This is a genomic window from Pseudomonas sp. NPDC087814, assembly GCF_044742865.1.
Classification (GTDB): Bacteria; Pseudomonadota; Gammaproteobacteria; order Pseudomonadales; family Pseudomonadaceae; genus Aquipseudomonas.
The window spans coordinates 2,876-19,648 of the sequence record NZ_JBIUVK010000008.1; the positions used below are offsets into that span (position 1 = coordinate 2,876).

17 protein-coding genes are annotated in these 16,773 nt (G+C 60.7%); 11 read left to right on the forward strand and 6 right to left on the reverse strand.

All coding sequences use genetic code 11. The annotated features are described in order from the left end of the window. Positions 1-118 precede the first annotated feature (118 nt). A complete protein-coding gene (glp, locus tag ACIOMR_RS08955; RefSeq protein ID WP_177047123.1) occupies positions 119-1,345 on the reverse strand; it encodes a gephyrin-like molybdotransferase Glp in 1,227 nt (408 codons plus the stop codon). Further along, on the reverse strand, positions 1,329-1,868 hold the full coding sequence (gene moaB / locus ACIOMR_RS08960; protein WP_003209092.1) for a molybdenum cofactor biosynthesis protein B: 540 nt from the start codon (positions 1,866-1,868) through the stop codon (positions 1,329-1,331). The genes glp and moaB overlap by 17 nt, the downstream gene beginning before the upstream one ends. Before the next feature lie 75 nt (positions 1,869-1,943). On the opposite strand from moaB, the gene mobA reads away from it, so the two are divergent. Both mobA and ACIOMR_RS08970 read left to right on the forward strand, forming a co-directional pair. Continuing rightward, a complete protein-coding gene (mobA, locus tag ACIOMR_RS08965; protein WP_003209091.1) occupies positions 1,944-2,546 on the forward strand; it encodes a molybdenum cofactor guanylyltransferase MobA in 603 nt (200 codons plus the stop codon). 80 nt (positions 2,547-2,626) lie between these two features. Further along, positions 2,627-2,848 carry a YgdI/YgdR family lipoprotein gene (locus tag ACIOMR_RS08970; protein ID WP_003209090.1) on the forward strand — a complete coding sequence of 74 codons (222 nt, stop codon included), beginning with the start codon at positions 2,627-2,629 and terminating at the stop codon, positions 2,846-2,848. Between the two features lie 57 nt (positions 2,849-2,905). Here the strand turns inward: ACIOMR_RS08970 and ACIOMR_RS08975 are convergent, their stop codons facing one another. The 3 genes from ACIOMR_RS08975 to ACIOMR_RS08985 form a co-directional block, all read right to left on the reverse strand. After that, positions 2,906-3,790, reverse strand: a complete 885-nt coding sequence (locus tag ACIOMR_RS08975) for a pseudouridine synthase (protein ID WP_177028920.1) — start codon at positions 3,788-3,790, stop codon at positions 2,906-2,908. Between the two features lie 70 nt (positions 3,791-3,860). After that, positions 3,861-4,196, reverse strand: a complete 336-nt coding sequence (locus ACIOMR_RS08980) for a hypothetical protein (protein ID WP_003209087.1) — start codon at positions 4,194-4,196, stop codon at positions 3,861-3,863. A 74-nt stretch (positions 4,197-4,270) separates the two neighbouring features. Further along, entirely contained in the window at positions 4,271-4,507 is a 237-nt protein-coding gene (locus tag ACIOMR_RS08985) for a glutaredoxin family protein (RefSeq protein ID WP_087694778.1), read from the reverse strand. A gap of 141 nt (positions 4,508-4,648) precedes the next feature. On the opposite strand from ACIOMR_RS08985, the gene ACIOMR_RS08990 reads away from it, so the two are divergent. Then, positions 4,649-6,370, forward strand: coding sequence for a cation:proton antiporter (locus ACIOMR_RS08990; RefSeq protein WP_401193559.1), 1,722 nt, complete (start codon positions 4,649-4,651; stop codon positions 6,368-6,370). Here ACIOMR_RS08990 and ACIOMR_RS08995 read toward each other — a convergent pair. Beyond that, positions 6,357-7,565 carry an ammonium transporter gene (locus ACIOMR_RS08995; protein WP_401193561.1) on the reverse strand — a complete coding sequence of 403 codons (1,209 nt, stop codon included), beginning with the start codon at positions 7,563-7,565 and terminating at the stop codon, positions 6,357-6,359. The genes ACIOMR_RS08990 and ACIOMR_RS08995 overlap by 14 nt on opposite strands. 348 nt (positions 7,566-7,913) lie before the next feature. On the opposite strand from ACIOMR_RS08995, the gene ACIOMR_RS09000 reads away from it, so the two are divergent. From ACIOMR_RS09000 to ACIOMR_RS09035, 8 genes are all read left to right on the forward strand, one after another. Beyond that, positions 7,914-8,228, forward strand: a complete 315-nt coding sequence (locus ACIOMR_RS09000) for a YqjD family protein (RefSeq protein ID WP_003209080.1) — start codon at positions 7,914-7,916, stop codon at positions 8,226-8,228. 2 nt (positions 8,229-8,230) lie between these two features. Further along, positions 8,231-8,617: a phage holin family protein gene (locus ACIOMR_RS09005; RefSeq protein ID WP_003209078.1), complete on the forward strand. Its 387-nt coding sequence runs from the start codon at positions 8,231-8,233 to the stop codon at positions 8,615-8,617. Next, complete coding sequence (locus ACIOMR_RS09010; protein WP_008432159.1) at positions 8,614-8,955, forward strand: hypothetical protein; 342 nt, start codon at positions 8,614-8,616, stop codon at positions 8,953-8,955. Before ACIOMR_RS09005 ends, ACIOMR_RS09010 begins: the two co-directional genes overlap by 4 nt. Before the next feature lie 92 nt (positions 8,956-9,047). Beyond that, positions 9,048-10,211, forward strand: coding sequence for an EAL domain-containing protein (locus tag ACIOMR_RS09015; protein WP_401193566.1), 1,164 nt, complete (start codon positions 9,048-9,050; stop codon positions 10,209-10,211). Positions 10,212-10,283: 72 nt separating this feature from the next. After that, complete coding sequence (locus tag ACIOMR_RS09020; protein WP_003209075.1) at positions 10,284-11,615, forward strand: deoxyguanosinetriphosphate triphosphohydrolase; 1,332 nt, start codon at positions 10,284-10,286, stop codon at positions 11,613-11,615. Positions 11,616-11,840: 225 nt separating this feature from the next. Further along, a complete protein-coding gene (locus ACIOMR_RS09025; protein WP_003209073.1) occupies positions 11,841-12,248 on the forward strand; it encodes a response regulator in 408 nt (135 codons plus the stop codon). Positions 12,249-12,497: 249 nt separating this feature from the next. Then, positions 12,498-13,124 (forward strand): response regulator transcription factor, encoded by a 627-nt coding sequence (locus tag ACIOMR_RS09030; RefSeq protein ID WP_003209072.1) that lies wholly within the window; start codon positions 12,498-12,500, stop codon positions 13,122-13,124. 8 nt (positions 13,125-13,132) lie between these two features. Further along, positions 13,133-16,765: a transporter substrate-binding domain-containing protein gene (locus tag ACIOMR_RS09035; protein ID WP_401193570.1), complete on the forward strand. Its 3,633-nt coding sequence runs from the start codon at positions 13,133-13,135 to the stop codon at positions 16,763-16,765. Positions 16,766-16,773 lie beyond the last annotated feature (8 nt).

Sequence of the window (16,773 nt, forward strand, 5' to 3'; positions counted from 1 at the left end):
GGGGTGGTGGGCTCTCCCCTACGGATTTTCACCTAAAAACTCGTGTCCCGACCCCCCCCCCCCCCCCCCCCCCCCCCCCGCTCCCACATTTTGATCTTCATTGTTTGATAGATCGGGCTCAGTTCAACACTTCACTCAGCGGAATGAAGTTGACCCGGTCACCGATCTCCAGCGTCGTCCCCTCCAGCACTTCTACCAAACCTTCGGCCCACGCCGCGCTACGCAGCACACCCGAGCTCTGGTTGCGGTAGATGATCGCCTTGCCCTGCTCCAGCCGCCCGCGCAAATACTCGCGGCGATTCCCCGGCTTGGGCCAGACAAATCCCACGGGCACTTCAATGCGCAGCGGCTGCACGTCTTCCACGCCCTGGCGACGCAACAGGTAAGGCCGCGCCAGCAAGGCAAAGGTCACCAGCGTCGACGCCGGATTGCCCGGCAAACCGATCACCGGTACACCACGGAAATGCCCGAACGTCAGCGGCTTGCCCGGCTTGATCGCCAGCTTCCACAGCGCCAGCTCCCCTTCTTCCCGCAGCGCAATCCCGAGAAAATCCGCCTCGCCCACCGACACACCGCCGGTGGACAGAATCAGGTCTACCGAGCCCAATGCGCCCAGGCGTTCGCGGGTTTGTTCCAGGTCATCCGGCAGGATCCCGGCGTCCACCACTTCGCAGCCCAGGCGCTCCAGCCAGCTGCACAGCACTCGGCGATTGCTGTTGTAGATCTGCCCGGGCCCCAGCGGCAGGCCCGGCTCGATCAACTCGTCGCCGGTGGACAGCACAGCCACGCGGGCGCGTCGTACCACTTCCAGCCGATCACGACCCAGTGAAGCCGCCAGGCCCAACTCGATCGGGCCCAGGCGTGTACCTGCTGGCAACACCCACTCGCCCACCGTGGTTTCCTGGCCTTGGGGACGGATGTTTTGATCCACCTGCAACGCTTCGGTGAAGCTCACCCGCTGATCGGCATGGACCACGGCGTTTTCCTGCATCTCGACGCAGTCCGCGCCCTCCGGTACCGGGGCTCCGGTGAAGATCCGCGCGCAGGTACCGGCAGCCAAGGGCTCGGGTGCCGTGCCCGCAAAAATGCGCTGGCTGACTACCAGTGGCTCACCGGTCCAGTCCGCCAGGCGCAGGGCGTATCCGTCCATGGCGCTGTTGGGCCAGGGCGGCAAGTCCAGCGTGGAGATCAACGCCTGGGCCAGCACCCGACCATCACACTCGGCCAGCGGCAACGTTTCCGGCTCGCGAATCGGCGCTGCCTCGGCCATCGCCAGCAATTGTTCGAGGGCGTCTTCCACCGGCATCAACGCGCCGGTCTTGCCCGGCTTACCCACGGGATTCACAGGGCTCGGCCTGTTTCAAATGCGGGACGAAGTTGCACGGGCGGTGACGGTTATCCAGTTGCTCGGCGAGAATCCCGTCCCAACCGGTGCGCACCGCGTTGGTGGAGCCCGGCAGGCAGCACACCAGTGTGCCGTTGGCCAGGCCGGCCAGGGCACGGGATTGCACGGTGGAGGTGCCGATATCGGCCACGGAGATTTGCCGGAACAGTTCGCCGAAACCATCCACCTGTTTATCCAGCAGGCAGCTCACCGCTTCCGGAGTGCTGTCGCGGCCGGTGAAGCCGGTGCCGCCGGTGATCAACACCACCTGCACCACGTCTTCGGCAATCCAGTGCGCCACTTGCGCACGGATTTTGTACAGATCATCTTTAAGCAAAACTCGCTCGGCCAGCAGGTGACCGGCGGCGGTCAGGCGGTCGACGAAGACCTGGCCCGAGGTGTCGGTTTCCAGGGTGCGGGTGTCGCTGACCGTCAATACAGCGATATTCAGGGGTACAAAGGGCGCATCAGCCTTGGCTTTCATGGCTCGGTCCGGTTGTCGAAGGAACAGCCCGATGTTATATCACAGCCCCCCATTTCACTGCCCGCAGGAGCCGTCATGCCAAGCCATTCTTCCCCACTGCCCTGCTCGATCCTTTTGCTGGCCGGCGGTCGTGGCCAGCGCATGGGCGGCCTCGACAAGGGCCTGCTGGACTGGCACGGGCAGCCACTGATTGCGCACCTGCATCGCCTGGTGCGGCCGTTGACCGACGACCTGATCATCTCCTGCAATCGCAACCAGGCGCAGTACGCGGCCTACGCCGACCGATTGGTAGGCGATGACAGCCCCGACTTTCCAGGGCCACTGGCCGGCATTCGCGCAGGACTGGCGGTGGCGCAGCATGGGCATCTGCTGGTATTGCCGTGCGATGTGCCGCAGATCGATGCACGATTGCTCGCCGACCTGCGCAGTACGGCGCAGCAAAACCCGTTGCTGCCGGTGATGGTGCGCCACGGCGATTTCTGGGAACCGCTGCTCTGCGTGATCCCCACTTCGCTGCGCGAGCCCTTCGAGCGGGCCTGGGCAGCCGGCGAGCGCAGCCCGCGCCAGATCATGCAGGCGCTGGGGGCCAAGGCCCTGGATTGCCCCGCCGACGATCCGCGCCTGGCCAACCTCAATACACCGGAGTTGTTGCACCGCCCGCCCAGCGTGTCAGAATGAGCGTCGAACAAGGAACTTTGCCGACGTTACACACGTCACAAGGTCAGTACTCAACAAAGCATTCTCTCGGAGACAAACTCATGACTCAACGGACCATCGCCGCTCTCATGCTTGCACTGGGCCTCGCTACCCTTGCCGGTTGCGCCTCGCCGACAGTGATCACCCTGAATGACGGTCGCGAAATCCAGGCCGTCGACACTCCTAAATTCGACAAGTCCACCGGCTTCTACGAATTCGAACAGCTGGATGGCAAGCGCACCCAGATCAACAAGGATCAGGTTCGCACCGTTAAAGACCTGTAAGTCTTAACGCCAGATACAAAAAAGCCCGCGTAATGCGGGCTTTTTCGTTGCTGGGGTTTACCAGTCCAGGCTGATCTCGCTGCGAAAGTCGCGCTCAAGGCCGGTGACCGGGTCGATGAAACGCACCCCCTGGGCCAGCAGCTTGAGCGGGTTGGCGTAGTCGTCCTCGGCATCCTTGATAACGTCGGGGTAGAACGGATCGTTGCAGATACTCGCGCCCAGGGCCGTCATGTGCACCCGCAACTGATGCTTCTTGCCGGTCACCGGAAACAGGCCATAGCGCCACAGGTCGCCATTCTTTTCCCGCACCTCGACCGCCGTCTCGGTGTTGCTCGCCCCCTCGCCTTCCTGCATGCGAAAGAACGGCTCGCCATCCACCAGCCGGCTTTTGTGCACCAGCGGAAAGGTCAGCCCAGGCAATGCAGGGGCAATGGCTTCGTAGAACTTGTCGATCTTGCGCGTGGGAAACAGCTGTTGATACGCCGAGCGCGTCTGGGGGTTGGCCGAAAACAACACCAGCCCTGCGGTATGCCGATCAATGCGATGCAGCGGCACCAGCGCCGGGTTGTCGAGGCGACGGATCAAACGCCGCAACAGGGTCTGCTCGACGTATTCACCGGCAGGCGTGACCGGCAGGAAATGCGGCTTGTCGGCTACCACCAGGTGTTCATCGGCGTACAGGATCGTCTCCTGCACCGGGATTACTTTCTCGTTCGGTACTTCGCGAAAGTAGTAGATGCACAGGCCTTCGCGGTAGGCGAGGTCCTGATTGATGGGGGTGCCATTGATGTCCAGCACCCTGCCCCGGGCGATGCGGTCCAGCCATTGCTCACGGCTGATGGCCTGGAAGTGCTCACACAGGCAATCCAGCACGGTGGCCCAGGCGCCTGGCGGCAGGTACAAGGTGCTGGCTTGGTGCTGGGCAGCGGAAAAAACGGACATGGCAGGCTCAAGACGTGGACATACAGGCGCACATTATCCCGCATGCACCCGGATCAGGCCCAGCACAGATTCAGGCCTTGGCCAATTCCGCGCGCAACACCGGTGACGCACTGGCCGCCTCGGTGAATTCCTTGAGCCAGCGCAGCACATCCACCGCTTCCCAGCGGCCCGGGTCGTAAAGCGCATACAGCAAGCCCTGGTAACCCACCACATCCAGCTGCTTGTGATAACCCGCGCGCTGGAACAGCGCCTCGATCTCGGCAAAGCAGGTGTTGAAATGCACTTTGTTAAACGGCGTCTTGCCTTCCGTGACCAGGCCATCGAGGCGCAGCTCGTTCACCGCGTCGCGCACGACATCGGCGGACATGCGATTGACGCTGCTTTTCAGTTGTTCAACATTCACCACGGGCGTTCCCTCTCATTCAATCGCTGTACAAACATACAGTAACCGAATAATCGGGAACTCGCCATCGCCGAGTGCTAGCTAAGAAAGTTCACTACCTGCGCTTCGTCGAACGGCCACTCCAGCTCCGCGCCCGTGTCTACCCGGCGCAGCACCGGAATCCGCAGGCCGTAGGCTTCATACAGGGCCTCGGAATCGGCGATATCCACCAACTCCACCAGCAGGCCGTGTTCGACCAACGGCATGATTTCGGCTTCGGCAAACTCACACAGATGGCAGCCCAGGGTGCCGAACAACTGACATTCAGGAAGCATGGCAAAGGGTCCGAGAAGAATCAGGTGCCTATTCTAACAGCGTCGGGACACTGCAAAAGCCTGACCCAGATCAGCATGGCGTATAACTGATTCAGCGACTCTCGCGACTTTTTTCCCGTAATACCTGCAATGGAGCTGCATGTGTTTGCCAACCTGCTGATTATCCTGGCCTCCTCCCTGGTGGTGATTGCGCTGTTTCGTCGCCTGCAACTGCCGCCGGTGCTGGGCTATCTGTGTGTTGGCCTGGCCGTGGGCCCCACCGCCCTCGACTGGGTCAATGACAGCGAAGAGTTGCCAGACCTTGCCGAACTGGGTGTGGTGTTCCTGCTGTTTTCCCTGGGCCTGGAGTTTTCTCTCAACAAAATGCTCAGCCTGCGCCGGGTGGTGTTTGGCTTGGGCAGCCTGCAGGTACTGTGCTGCGGGTTGCTGCTGGGCGGTTTGCTGGCACTGTTCGGCCTGTCGCCGACGACCGCGCTGTTGCTCGGTGCGGGACTGGCACTGTCGTCCACCGCCATCGTCAGCAAGGAGCTGACCAGCCTCGGCGAAATCTTCAGCAGCCATGGCCAGAATGCGATTGGGGTATTGCTGTTCCAGGATGTAGTGGCCGTATTGCTGCTGACCCTCGTGCCAGTGTTCGCCGGTAACAGCGAGCAAGCCTGGTACTGGGCATTGCCACTGACCCTGGGCAAAACCGTGGTGCTGTTCCTTGGCCTGCTGCTGGCCAGCCGCTGGTTGCTGCCGCGTTTGTTCCGTGAGGTGGCGGCGTCCCATTCGGCCGAATTGTTCGTGCTGCTGGCACTGGTGATCGTACTGCTCACCGCCTGGCTGACCCACTTGCTGGGCCTGTCCCCGGCACTCGGTGCGTTTCTCGCCGGCATGCTGCTGGGGGAAAGCCATTACCGCCATCAGATCGAAGCCGATATCCGACCGTTTCGCGACATCCTGCTAGGACTGTTTTTTGTCAGCATCGGCATGCTGATCGACCTGCAACTGTTCGTCAGTCATAGCCTGTTGATTCTCGGCCTGACCCTCACGCTGATGTTGATCAAAGGCTGTGTGGTCGCGCTATTGGTGCAACTGCGCGGCAGCGACGGTGAAACCGCCTGGCGCAGCGGCCTGGCGCTGGCCCAGGGCGGCGAGTTCTGTTTCGCCTTGATGGCGCAAATGCAGCAAAGCCGCCTGATGCCCGCCGACATCAGCGGCCTGCTGCTGGCTGCCACCTTCTGCTCGATGCTATTGACTCCGCTGTTGCTCAGGGCTGCACCCGCGATTGCCCTGCGCCTGCACCGCAAGCCCAACCAGCAAGTACAGCTTGAAGAGATTACGGCCCTGAATGCCGAGCTGCGCGACCACGCGGTGATCTGCGGCTACGGCCGGGTTGGCCAGTCCATCGGGCGCTTCCTGCACCGTGAACAACAGGCGTTCATTGCCCTTGATGACGACCCGGAGCGAGTCCAGGAAGCGTCTACCGAAGACAGCGCCGTGCATTACGGCGACTGCCGCCGTGGCGCCCTGCTCAGCGCGGTCGGCCTGGAACGTGCGCGCCTGGTGGTGATCGCGGTGGACAACAGCGACGTCGCCCTGGCCGTGCTCAACGAAGCGCGGCGGATCAACCTGACCGTGCCGATCCTGGTACGCACCCGCGACGACAGTCAGCTGGCCGAACTGAAAGCCGCCGGCGCCACTGAAGTGGTGCCCGAGTTGCTGGAGTCGAGCCTGATGCTCGCCTCCCATGCGTTGATCCTGCTGGGGTTGTCGGAGCAGCAGGTGCAAGGCCGTGTCGATGAAGTGCGCCAGAGCCGGTACCGGCTGTTACATGGCTGCAACCAGAACGAAGGGGACGCGCCCCTCAATCCTGACTGACCGCGCCAATCTTGTGGATCGACAAATCCGCGCCGTAATACTCTTCTTCCTGACTCAAGCGCAGGCCATGCACGCGTTTGATCACGCCATACACCAGGAAGCCACCGGCCAGCGCCACCACCACACCCAGTGCGGTGCCGATCAACTGGCTGATCAGACTGACGCCGCCCAGGCCGCCCAGGGCGGTCTGGCCGAAGATCCCGCAGGCAATCCCGCCCCACACGCCGCACAGCCCGTGCAACGGCCATACACCCAGCACATCGTCGATCTTCCAGCGATCCTGGGCGGCAATGAAGAACCAGACGAACAAGCCGCCCGCCACCACGCCGGTCACCAACGCGCCCACCGGGTGCATCAGGTCGGAACCGGCACAGATCGCCACCAACCCGGCCAATGGACCGTTGTGCAAGAAGCCTGGGTCGTTACGGCCGATCACCAATGCCGCTACCGTGCCACCGACCATCGCCATCAACGAATTGACCGCCACCAGCCCGCTGACCCCGGACAGGGTTTGCGCACTCATGACGTTGAAGCCGAACCAGCCGACGATCAAGATCCACGAGCCCAACGCGAGGAATGGAATGCTCGACGGCGCGAACGCCACCAGGCGCCCTTCCCGATAACGCCCCTGCCTTGGCCCCAGCAACAACACCGCCGCCAGCGCCAGCCAGCCGCCCATGGCGTGCACCACGACGCTGCCGGCAAAGTCATGGAAGCTGGCGCCGAAGGTGGCCAGCAACCAGGCTTGCAGTCCGTAGTTGCCGTTCCACACCATGCCTTCGAAAAACGGATAGATGAAGGCTACGATCAACGCAGTGGCACACAGTTGCGGAACAAACCGTGCACGCTCGGCGATTCCCCCGGAAATGATCGCCGGGATCGCCGCCGCGAAGGTCAGCAGGAAGAAGAACCTCACCAGGCCGTAGCCGTGGTCGGCGCTGATCACCGCCGCCGGTTGCATGAAGGTCACGCCGTAGGAGATCCAATAGCCTATAAAGAAATAGGCCAGTGTGGAAATCGCGAAGTCGCTGAGGATTTTCGACAGGGCATTGACCTGGTTCTTCTGGCGCACCGTGCCGACTTCCAGGAAGGCAAAGCCGGCGTGCATGGCCAGGACCATGACCGCACCAATCAGAATGAACAGCGTGTTGGAGCTGTGGACTAGGGTGTCCACCGCGCTTTGCAAATTTTCCATGGAGGATGGCAGGCCTGCACATGCAGGAAAAAGCACCAAAGCAGTTCATGACCTTCATGATGCGCACTAAATTGGCACCAACGATCCGACCCTCATTTGAGGCCGTGAACCGCTTTAGCGCAGCGATCATTGAAAAAGGCAGAATCCGACAGGGTTTTTCCGCGAGTTTTAGTTATTTAGGGTAAGGTTTTTCAGGGTTTGAGCCCCAATCGCCCGGATTCAGCGCAAGGCACCGGGCCCGCGCACCAAGGCAAAGCAAAAGCTGTACCAGACAATTGCAGTGAACCTTCACCGACACCGGTGACTCGAAACCAGAAGTAAACAGACCAGCCACTCACGGAGATAACCATGGCCAGAAAAACGGCAAAGACTGCTCAAGAAATACTGATGGCGGATTTTCAAACCCTGGTCAGCGATACCGAGAAGCTGCTGGACGACACGGCGATCCTCGCCGGTGACCAGGCTGACGAGCTTCGCAGCAAGATTCACGAAAGCCTGCTCAAGGCCCGTGAAACCCTGCAACTGACCGAAGACTCCCTGCGCGAACGCGGCCAGGCGGCGGTCACGGCCACTGAAGACTATGTGCAGGCCAACCCCTGGCAGTCCGTCGGCATTGCGGCCGGCGTGGGCTTTTTGATCGGCCTGCTGGCTACAAGGCGCTAATCATGTCTATCGGCGAATCCGGCTCGTCCACGGGCCCAAGTTCTACTTCACGGCGCCTGGGCGCGGCTGTTCTGGGTTTGCTGCACAGCCATGTCGAGCTGTTCGGCATCGAGTTGCAGGAGCAGAAAGCCCGCACCGTCAGCCTGTTGCTGTTCGCCGGCCTGGCGCTGGTGTTTGCCTTGCTGTTGCTGGTGGGTTTGTCGGCGCTGGTGATGATCCTGGTGTGGGATACCTACCGCCTGACCGGGATTATCAGCCTGTGTGTGTTCTACATACTGGCCGCAGCATTCTGCGGGTTGCGCCTGAAGGCGGCGGTGTTCGATGAGTCCACGCCGTTCCACGCCACCCTCGAAGAGCTGGCCAACGACCGGGAGCGCCTGCTGCCATGAGCATGACTGAATTGCCGCAAAACACTTCCCGGCGAGAAATGCGCAAGGCGTTGATCCGCCTGCGCATGGAAATGCACCGCCAGGAAATCCGTCACGAGTCCCAGCAACTGATGCTGCCGCTGCAAAAGGTCCGCAATATGGGCCAGAGCTGGCAGGACGGTTTTGGCATCAAGCACGCGCCGCTGTGGGGCGTGGGCGTGGTGACGCTGCTGGGGTTTCTCACCGGCAAAGGCGCCAAGGGTGGCGGAATCGGCACCATGACCCGCCTGGTGCGGCTGGGTGCCGGCTTGATCCCGCTGATCAAACTGGCCATGCAAGGTGCTTCGCGCAAAAGTTGAGCGTGCTGGCTGCATTCTTGCAAACAGATCAGGCCCGGCCCTCTCCATTGAGGGCCGGGCCTTTTTTATTTCCGGTCTTTTAAGGAGGCCCCGTGATCGACGGGCAACCGCTCGCCTGCTTCCAGCCATTCATCGACACCGCCACCGGCCGCATCGCCGGCGTAGAAGCCCTGGGCCGCCTACGCCAGACGAATGGCCAACTGCGCTCGGTGGGTCCGCTGTTCGCCGACCCGCGCACGCCCTCGGTGGCCTTGCGCCGCCTGGACCGGCAGATCCGTGACAATGCCCTGAGCCGCCTGCATGAAGCCCCGCAGGAGTGGTTCCTCAGCCTGAATATCTCGCCACGCTGGATCACCCGCCTGCGCCCGGGCCAGGCACTGCCGAGCCTGAAGCAATTGCAACTGCATAACGTCGACCCGCGCCGCATCGTGTTCGAGATCACTGAACTGGGCGGCGATATCCTGCGCCTGGCCGAAGTCGTCGAGCGCTACCGCGAGGCCGGCGCGCGGATTGCCATTGATGACTTCGGCGCCGGCTATTCGCAGCTGGACCGGGTGCTGGCCTTGCAGCCGGACATTCTCAAGCTGGACATGCGCCTGTTCCAGGCCGCGGCCCGCGGTGGCCCGAGCGGTGAGGTGGTACGGGCACTGGCGCAAATGGCGGAAAAAACCGGCTGCTGGATCATCGCCGAAGGGGTGGAAACCGAGGCCCAACTGAATTTCGCCCTGGAATGCGGTTCGCGTTATGTCCAGGGCTACCTGTTCGCCCAGGCCCAACTGGACTGGTTCGACACCGACGCATTCGTGCCGCGCTTCGCCCAGTTGCGCACCGGCTATGTCCAACAGAAGCTCGCCGAACGTGGCCGGATCATGCAACTGCGCCAGCAACTGGCGGAGCTGATGCAGATCCTGCAAACCTGGGCCCACACCCGCGCACCGCTGAGCCAGCTGCCGCAATTGCCGGCGTTTCCCTGGCTGCTGCGTTTTTACCAGTGCGACCGGCATGGCACGCAACTGACACCCAACTTCGAATGGCACCAGGGCGCCTGGCAAGCCGACAGCCGCTACCTGGGCCACAACTGGTCATGGCGTCCGTATTTTTATCATTTGCTGGCCGAAGGTTGGGAGGAGCGGCGGCTGACCCTGTCCTCAACCTATCGCGATGCCACGACCAACCAGTACTGCCTGACTGCCGGACAATTCTTTGATAATGGTCAGCGCCTGCTGTTAATCGATATCGACGCCGCCGGCCTGTAGTTTTTCGCTTGCGAAGGCCTGGCTGAACCGGGAAGCTGGGAGCCGTCATTCACCGCACGGAGAGTACCCGCCTTGGATTGGCCCACCCTGCTTACCCGCGAACGCCTTGGAAAACCCCTGCACAGCCCGGAAGAACTGGGGCGCAGTCCGTTTCACAAAGACCATGACCGCATCATCTTTTCCGGTGCGTTTCGCCGCCTGGGCCGCAAGACGCAAGTGCACCCGGTGACCAGCAACGATCACATCCACACCCGGCTGACCCACTCCCTGGAAGTCAGTTGCGTGGGACGATCCCTGGGCATGCGCGTGGGCGAGACCATCCGCAGTGCCCTGCCCGACTGGTGCGACCCGAGCGACCTGGGCATGGTGGTGCAGTCGGCCTGCCTGGCCCATGACATCGGCAACCCACCCTTCGGCCATTCCGGCGAGGACGCGATCCGGCACTGGTTCCAGCAAGCTTCGGGCCGTGGCTGGCTGGATGACATGAGCAGCGCCGAACGCAATGACTTCCTCAATTTCGAAGGCAATGCCCAGGGCTTCCGGGTACTCACGCAACTGGAATACCACCAGTTTGATGGTGGCACCCGCCTGACCTACGCCACCTTGGGCACCTACCTGAAATACCCCTGGACCGCCCGCCACGCCGACTCCCTGGGCTACAAGAAACACAAGTTCGGCTGCTACCAGAGCGAACTGCCGATCCTGGAGCAGATCGCCCAGAAGCTCGGCTTGCCGCAGTTGGAAGAACAACGCTGGGCCCGGCACCCGCTGGTGTACCTGATGGAGGCGGCTGACGATATCTGCTACGCGTTGATCGACCTCGAGGACGGCCTGGAAATGGAGCTGCTGGAATACGCCGAGGTCGAGTCACTGCTGCTGGACCTGGTGGGCGACGACTTGCCGCAAACCTATCGGCAACTCGGCCCGCTGGATTCCCGGCGACGCAAGCTGGCGATCCTGCGAGGCAAGGCCATCGAACACCTGACCAACGCCGCGGCCCGGGCGTTCGTCGAACAACAGGACGCGCTGCTGGCCGGCACCCTGCCGGGGGACCTGGTGGAACATATGCACGGCCCGGCCAAGCGCTGCGTGCTGGATGCCAAGGACATGGCCCGCAAGAAGATTTTCCAGGACAAGCGCAAGACCCTGCATGAGATCGGCGCCTACACCACCCTGGAAATCCTCTTGAATGCCTTCTGCGGCGCGGCCCTGGAACAACATGGCGGTCGCACCCCGTCGTTCAAGAACCGACGCATCCTCGACCTGCTGGGCAATAGCGCTCCGGACCCTTCCTGGTCATTGCACGCGTCCTTCCTGCGCATGATCGACTTTATCGCCGGCATGACTGACAGCTACGCCAGCGAGATGGCCCGCGAGATGACCGGCCGCTCCAGCCCGCAATAAATCGGAGCCCTGGCTGATGGCCAGGGCGCCTTTTCAAAGAATCGCCCTACGCACGGAACAGAGCGGCCTGATCGAAGTTCTTCCCCGCCGCGATGAATAATCGCGCGCCCTGACCGCAGTCTTTCGACCTGCTCCTGCGCCCGATAGCTGGCGGGCCCATTAACTTCTTACTACACGCCCTGGTGGAGCGTCTTCAGGGCTCTTGTCCATTCCATGGAAAAAACCATGCTCGAACAACTTCGCATCCTGTTGGTGGAGGATCACCCCTTTCAATTGCTGGCCACCCAATGCCTGCTACGAAACTATGGCTACCACGACCTGGCACTGGCCGAGAATGCAGAACAGGCAATGCGGCTGATGACACAAACCGACGTGCCATTCGATATTCTGCTCTGTGATCAATGTTTGCCCGACTTGCCCGGGCTGGAGTTGATTGAAATTGCCAACCGCAGAGGCTTTATAAGGTCCGCGATATTGCTCAGCGGCCTGCCCGTCAATGAACTGGAACACCTGATGGCCCAGGCATCCCGACGCAACTTTCCATTACTTGGCTATTTGTCGAAGCCGTTAAGCCACCTTGAGCTGAATGAACTCATACGCCAATCACGTCTTACTCGTTCAACAGAAAAGTAGGAAGTTAAACACCCGGGCAATCCGAAAACGCCTCTTTATAACGCTGCGCTCTCACGACCAGTTACTTTTAAATTCCACCCACGCAAAACTCTTACACCCAAACAACAAACACCTCACAGAGCGTAATCCCTTGCTTTTTTTGATGTAGGATTATTCTTGTTTTACGTTTGTTCCACATCAAGTTCATCCTCCTTCATTGCCATGTGAGCTAATGTGCCGACTTTATTTGCGCCTGTATGGAATTTGATCATGAACTCAGTTTTTATTATTGACGACCACCCCGTCATCCGACTTGCCATTCGGATGTTGTTAGAACACGAAGGCTATAAAGTAGTGGGAGAAGCCGATAACGGTTGTGATGCGATACAAATGGTCAAGGAGTGTCAGCCTGACCTGATTATCCTTGATATCGGCATTCCGAAACTCGATGGCCTGGAAGTGCTGTGCCGGTTCAACGCAATGAGTACGCCGACCAAGACGTTGATACTCACTGCCCAGACCCCCAAGCTCTTTGCTACCCGGTGCATGCGCTCCGGCGCGGATGGCTATGTGTGCAAGGAAGGTGACTTGAGCGAACTGCTCAGTGCCATCAGGGCAGTCTTGTCAGGTTACAACTACTTCCCGAGCCAGGCCCTTAACGGCAGCACTAACGAAACGGATAACAATGAAGAGCTTGAACTCTTCAAAGTCGTCAACGATCGTGAACTCATGGTATTACAACTTTTTGCCCAAGGCCGGACAAACAAGGAAATCGCCAAGGGCATGTTTCTCAGCAACAAGACCGTCAGCACTTACAAAAAAAGGCTCATGCAAAAACTGAAAGCCAAATCCTTGGTAGAACTTATCGAGATGGCAAAACGTAACGCGCTAGTGTGAGAAATCGGATGCCCAGGCGATTAAAGGACTATCTAATCATATTGAGTATCGGGGTGTGCCTCAGCACTTCCGTGCCTGCCGAACAAACTGTTCCCGAGCAATATGCCCTGCTGGGGCGTGCCGGTGCCGTTCAACTGGACACCCCCCTGAACAAGACACAACGCCAGTGGCTGCAGAACAAACGGGAACTGATACTGGGCACCTCTGCACCCGACTATCCGCCCTTCGACATCACCTCCAGCGGGCGTGATTATGAAGGGCTGACTGCCGATTACGCCGGGCTGCTGGCCAGGACACTGGCGATACCGCTCACCGTGTTGCGCTACTCCTCCCGTGAAGCCGCGATCCAGGCGCTGGCAAACGGCGAAATCGATTTTCTGGGGTCTGCCAACGGTTTTGAAGCGGCGAATCCCGACATCGTGCTGTCACTGCCCTACGCAGTGGATCAGCCGGTACTGGTGACCCGTGAAGGTGAGAACCGCGACCTTGGCGACGGCCTGGCCGGCCTGCGCCTGAGTCTTGTCTACCATTACCTGCCCATGGACGAAGTGCAGGCGCTGTACCCCAAGGCGACCATCCACGCCTACCCGTCCTATCAAAATGCCTTGAATGCCGTGGCATTCGACCAGGCTGACGTATTCCTGGGCGACACCATTTCCACTCACTACATGATCAACAAGGGCTACCTGAAAAATATCCGCATGGCCAACTTCGGCAAGCACGAGGCCCACGGGTTCAGCTTCGCCTTGCGCAAGGATCAACCCATTCTCCTGAGTATCATCGACTCAGTGCTCGATGGCGTATCAACCTATGAACGTGACAGCATCGCCAAGCGCTGGAGTGCGGGCAGCGACATTCTGCTGACCGACCGCAAGCTGCAACTGAGCCTGCGCGAAGAGCGCTGGCTCAAGGACAACCCCGTGGTGAAGGTGGTGGTCAATGAAACCCTCGCCCCCCTGACGTTCTTTGATACCGACGGCAACTTCCGAGGCATCACCTCCGACGTGCTGGAGCTGATCCGCCTGCGAACCGGCCTGCGCTTCGAGATTCAACACGTGCGTGACGTCGCCAACATGATGGAACTGGTGCAGACCGGTGCAGCCGACATCATCGGCGCAATTACCCCAAGTACCGGGCGCGAGTCCCAGTTGAACTTCAGCCGCCCCTACCTGGAAAACTCCTACGTATTATTGACCCGTAAAGAGCCGGGCGCGCCCACAAGCCTTCAAGAACTGGCCGGCAAGCGCCTGGCGATTACCCAGGGCAATCAGCTGGAAAAATTCCTGCAGCAGGCATTTGCCCAGATAAACCTGGTGGAAACCGGGGATACCTTCAAGGCATCGGAATTGCTGGCACAGGGGCAAGTCGACGGCGCAGTGAACCCTTTGGTGATCGCCAACTACCTGCTTTCTTCTCCGGCATTCCAGGACAAACTGCAGATCAGTTCCAGCATCGGCACGTTGCCTGCGACGTTTGCCCTGGCGACGTCCCGACACGCCACGGAGCTGAGTTCGATCCTGGACAAGGCACTGCTGAGTATCGCCCCGGATGAGATGGCGGCGATCAACAGCCGCTGGCGCGGCTACAACGCAGCGTCCGATGGCTACTGGCGCAATTACCATCGCCTGATTGCCCAGATCATCATCGGCACTGGGCTGCTGCTGTTGATTTCCCTGGCCTGGAACGGCTACCTGCAGCGCCAGATCAAGCACCGAAAACTGGCCGAGCGCGCCCTTAACGACCAGTTCGAGTTCATGCGGGCGCTGGTCAATGAAACGCCCCATCCGATCTACGTACGCGACCACAACGGCTATCTGCAGACCTGCAACGACAGCTACCTGCAGACGTTCGACATCAAGCGTGAAGACGTCATCGGCAAAAGCATCACGCAGATGAGCATGGCCCTTGAGACGGAGGCGGCGCAGTACCATGCCGACTACCAGCGGGTAGTGGCCGAGGGTAAACCGTTGATCCTTGATCGCACCCTGCACGTGCACGGGAAGAAACTCACGATCTACCACTGGATCCTCCCCTACCGCGACTCCGTGGGCGAGGTCCAGGGCATCATTGGCGGCTGGATCGATATCAGCGAACGGCGCCAGTTGTTCGACGAACTGCGCGCCGCCAAGGAACGCGCCGACGAGGCCAATCGCGCGAAAAGCACGTTCCTGGCCACCATGAGCCACGAAATCCGCACGCCGATGAACGCCGTCATTGGCATGCTGGAATTGACACTCAAGCGCGCCGATCAGGGTCATCTTGATCGCCCTGCGATCGAGGTCGCCTACAACTCGGCCAAGGACCTGCTGGAGTTGATTGGCGACATTCTGGACATTGCACGTATCGAATCCGGTCGATTGAGCCTGGCCCCGGAGCGGGTCAACCTGCGCGAAGTCATCGAGTCGGTGGTCCGCGTGTTCGATGGCCTGGCGCGCCAGAAAACCCTGAGCCTGGTGCTGGAGTTCACCCCCGATGTCGAGGATACCGACGTACTGATCGACCCTCTGCGGTTCAAGCAGGTGCTCTCGAACCTGGTGAGCAATGCGATCAAGTTCACTGAACGCGGGCAGGTGAAGATCAAGGTGCAGCTGAAGGCGACCGGACAACCTCAACAGATCGAGATGAAACTGGTAGTGGAGGACACCGGCATCGGGATCAATCGCGAAGACCAGCTACGCCTGTTCGAGCCGTTCGCCCAGGCCGACAACTCCGGGCACCTGGCCAGGAGCGGCGCCGGCCTGGGCCTGGTGATCTGTCGCAGCCTGTGCGCCATGATGGGCGGGCAATTGAGCCTGAGCAGCGTGCCCATGGTAGGCACCCAGGTCCACGTCAGCCTGAAGATGACCAGCCTGCCGCCGGTCAAGGCCGTAGACAAGCTTGAACCGGCCGCGGCCACGCCGGCGCCAGTACTCAACGTGCTGGTGGTGGATGACCATCCGGCCAACCGCTTGCTGATGTGCCAGCAACTGGGTTTCCTGGGGCATCAGTTCACCGCGGCCCATCATGGTGCTGCGGGGTTCCAGGCCTGGCGCCAGGAACACTTCGACCTGGTCATTGCCGACTGCAATATGCCGATCATGAACGGCTACGAATTGAGTCACTCCATTCGCGAGTATGAGGAGCGCGAGCAGAAAACCCCGTGCGTGATACTCGGCTTCACCGCCAACGCGCAGCCCGAGGAGAAACAACGCTGCTTTGACGCCGGCATGAATGACTGCCTGTTCAAACCCATCAGTCTTACTGCGCTGGAACAGCACCTGGCGCAGGTCGATCCGCTGCCCACCCGCAACGTGTTTACCCTGCAAAGCCTGGACGCGATGACGGGCGGTGACCCACAATTGAGCCGGCGTTTGCTCGAGGAGTTGCTCAGCAGCAGCCGGAATGATCGGGTCGAGCTGATGGCCATGCTGGCACGGCAAGCCGCGCCCGGCGACCTGATCGACCAGGCCCACAAGATCAAGGGCGCCGCCCGGATCATCCAGGCCGATACCTTGTCCGGACAATGCGAAGCGTTGGAGCAGGCGTGTGGCGAACGCGAGACACCACACGTTATCGAGGCGGGCATCAAGGCAATAGAGAAATCCATGCTTGAGCTGGAGAGGATGCTGCAGATGCAACTGGACGTGCTGGACTGTCGATAGCCTGCAGG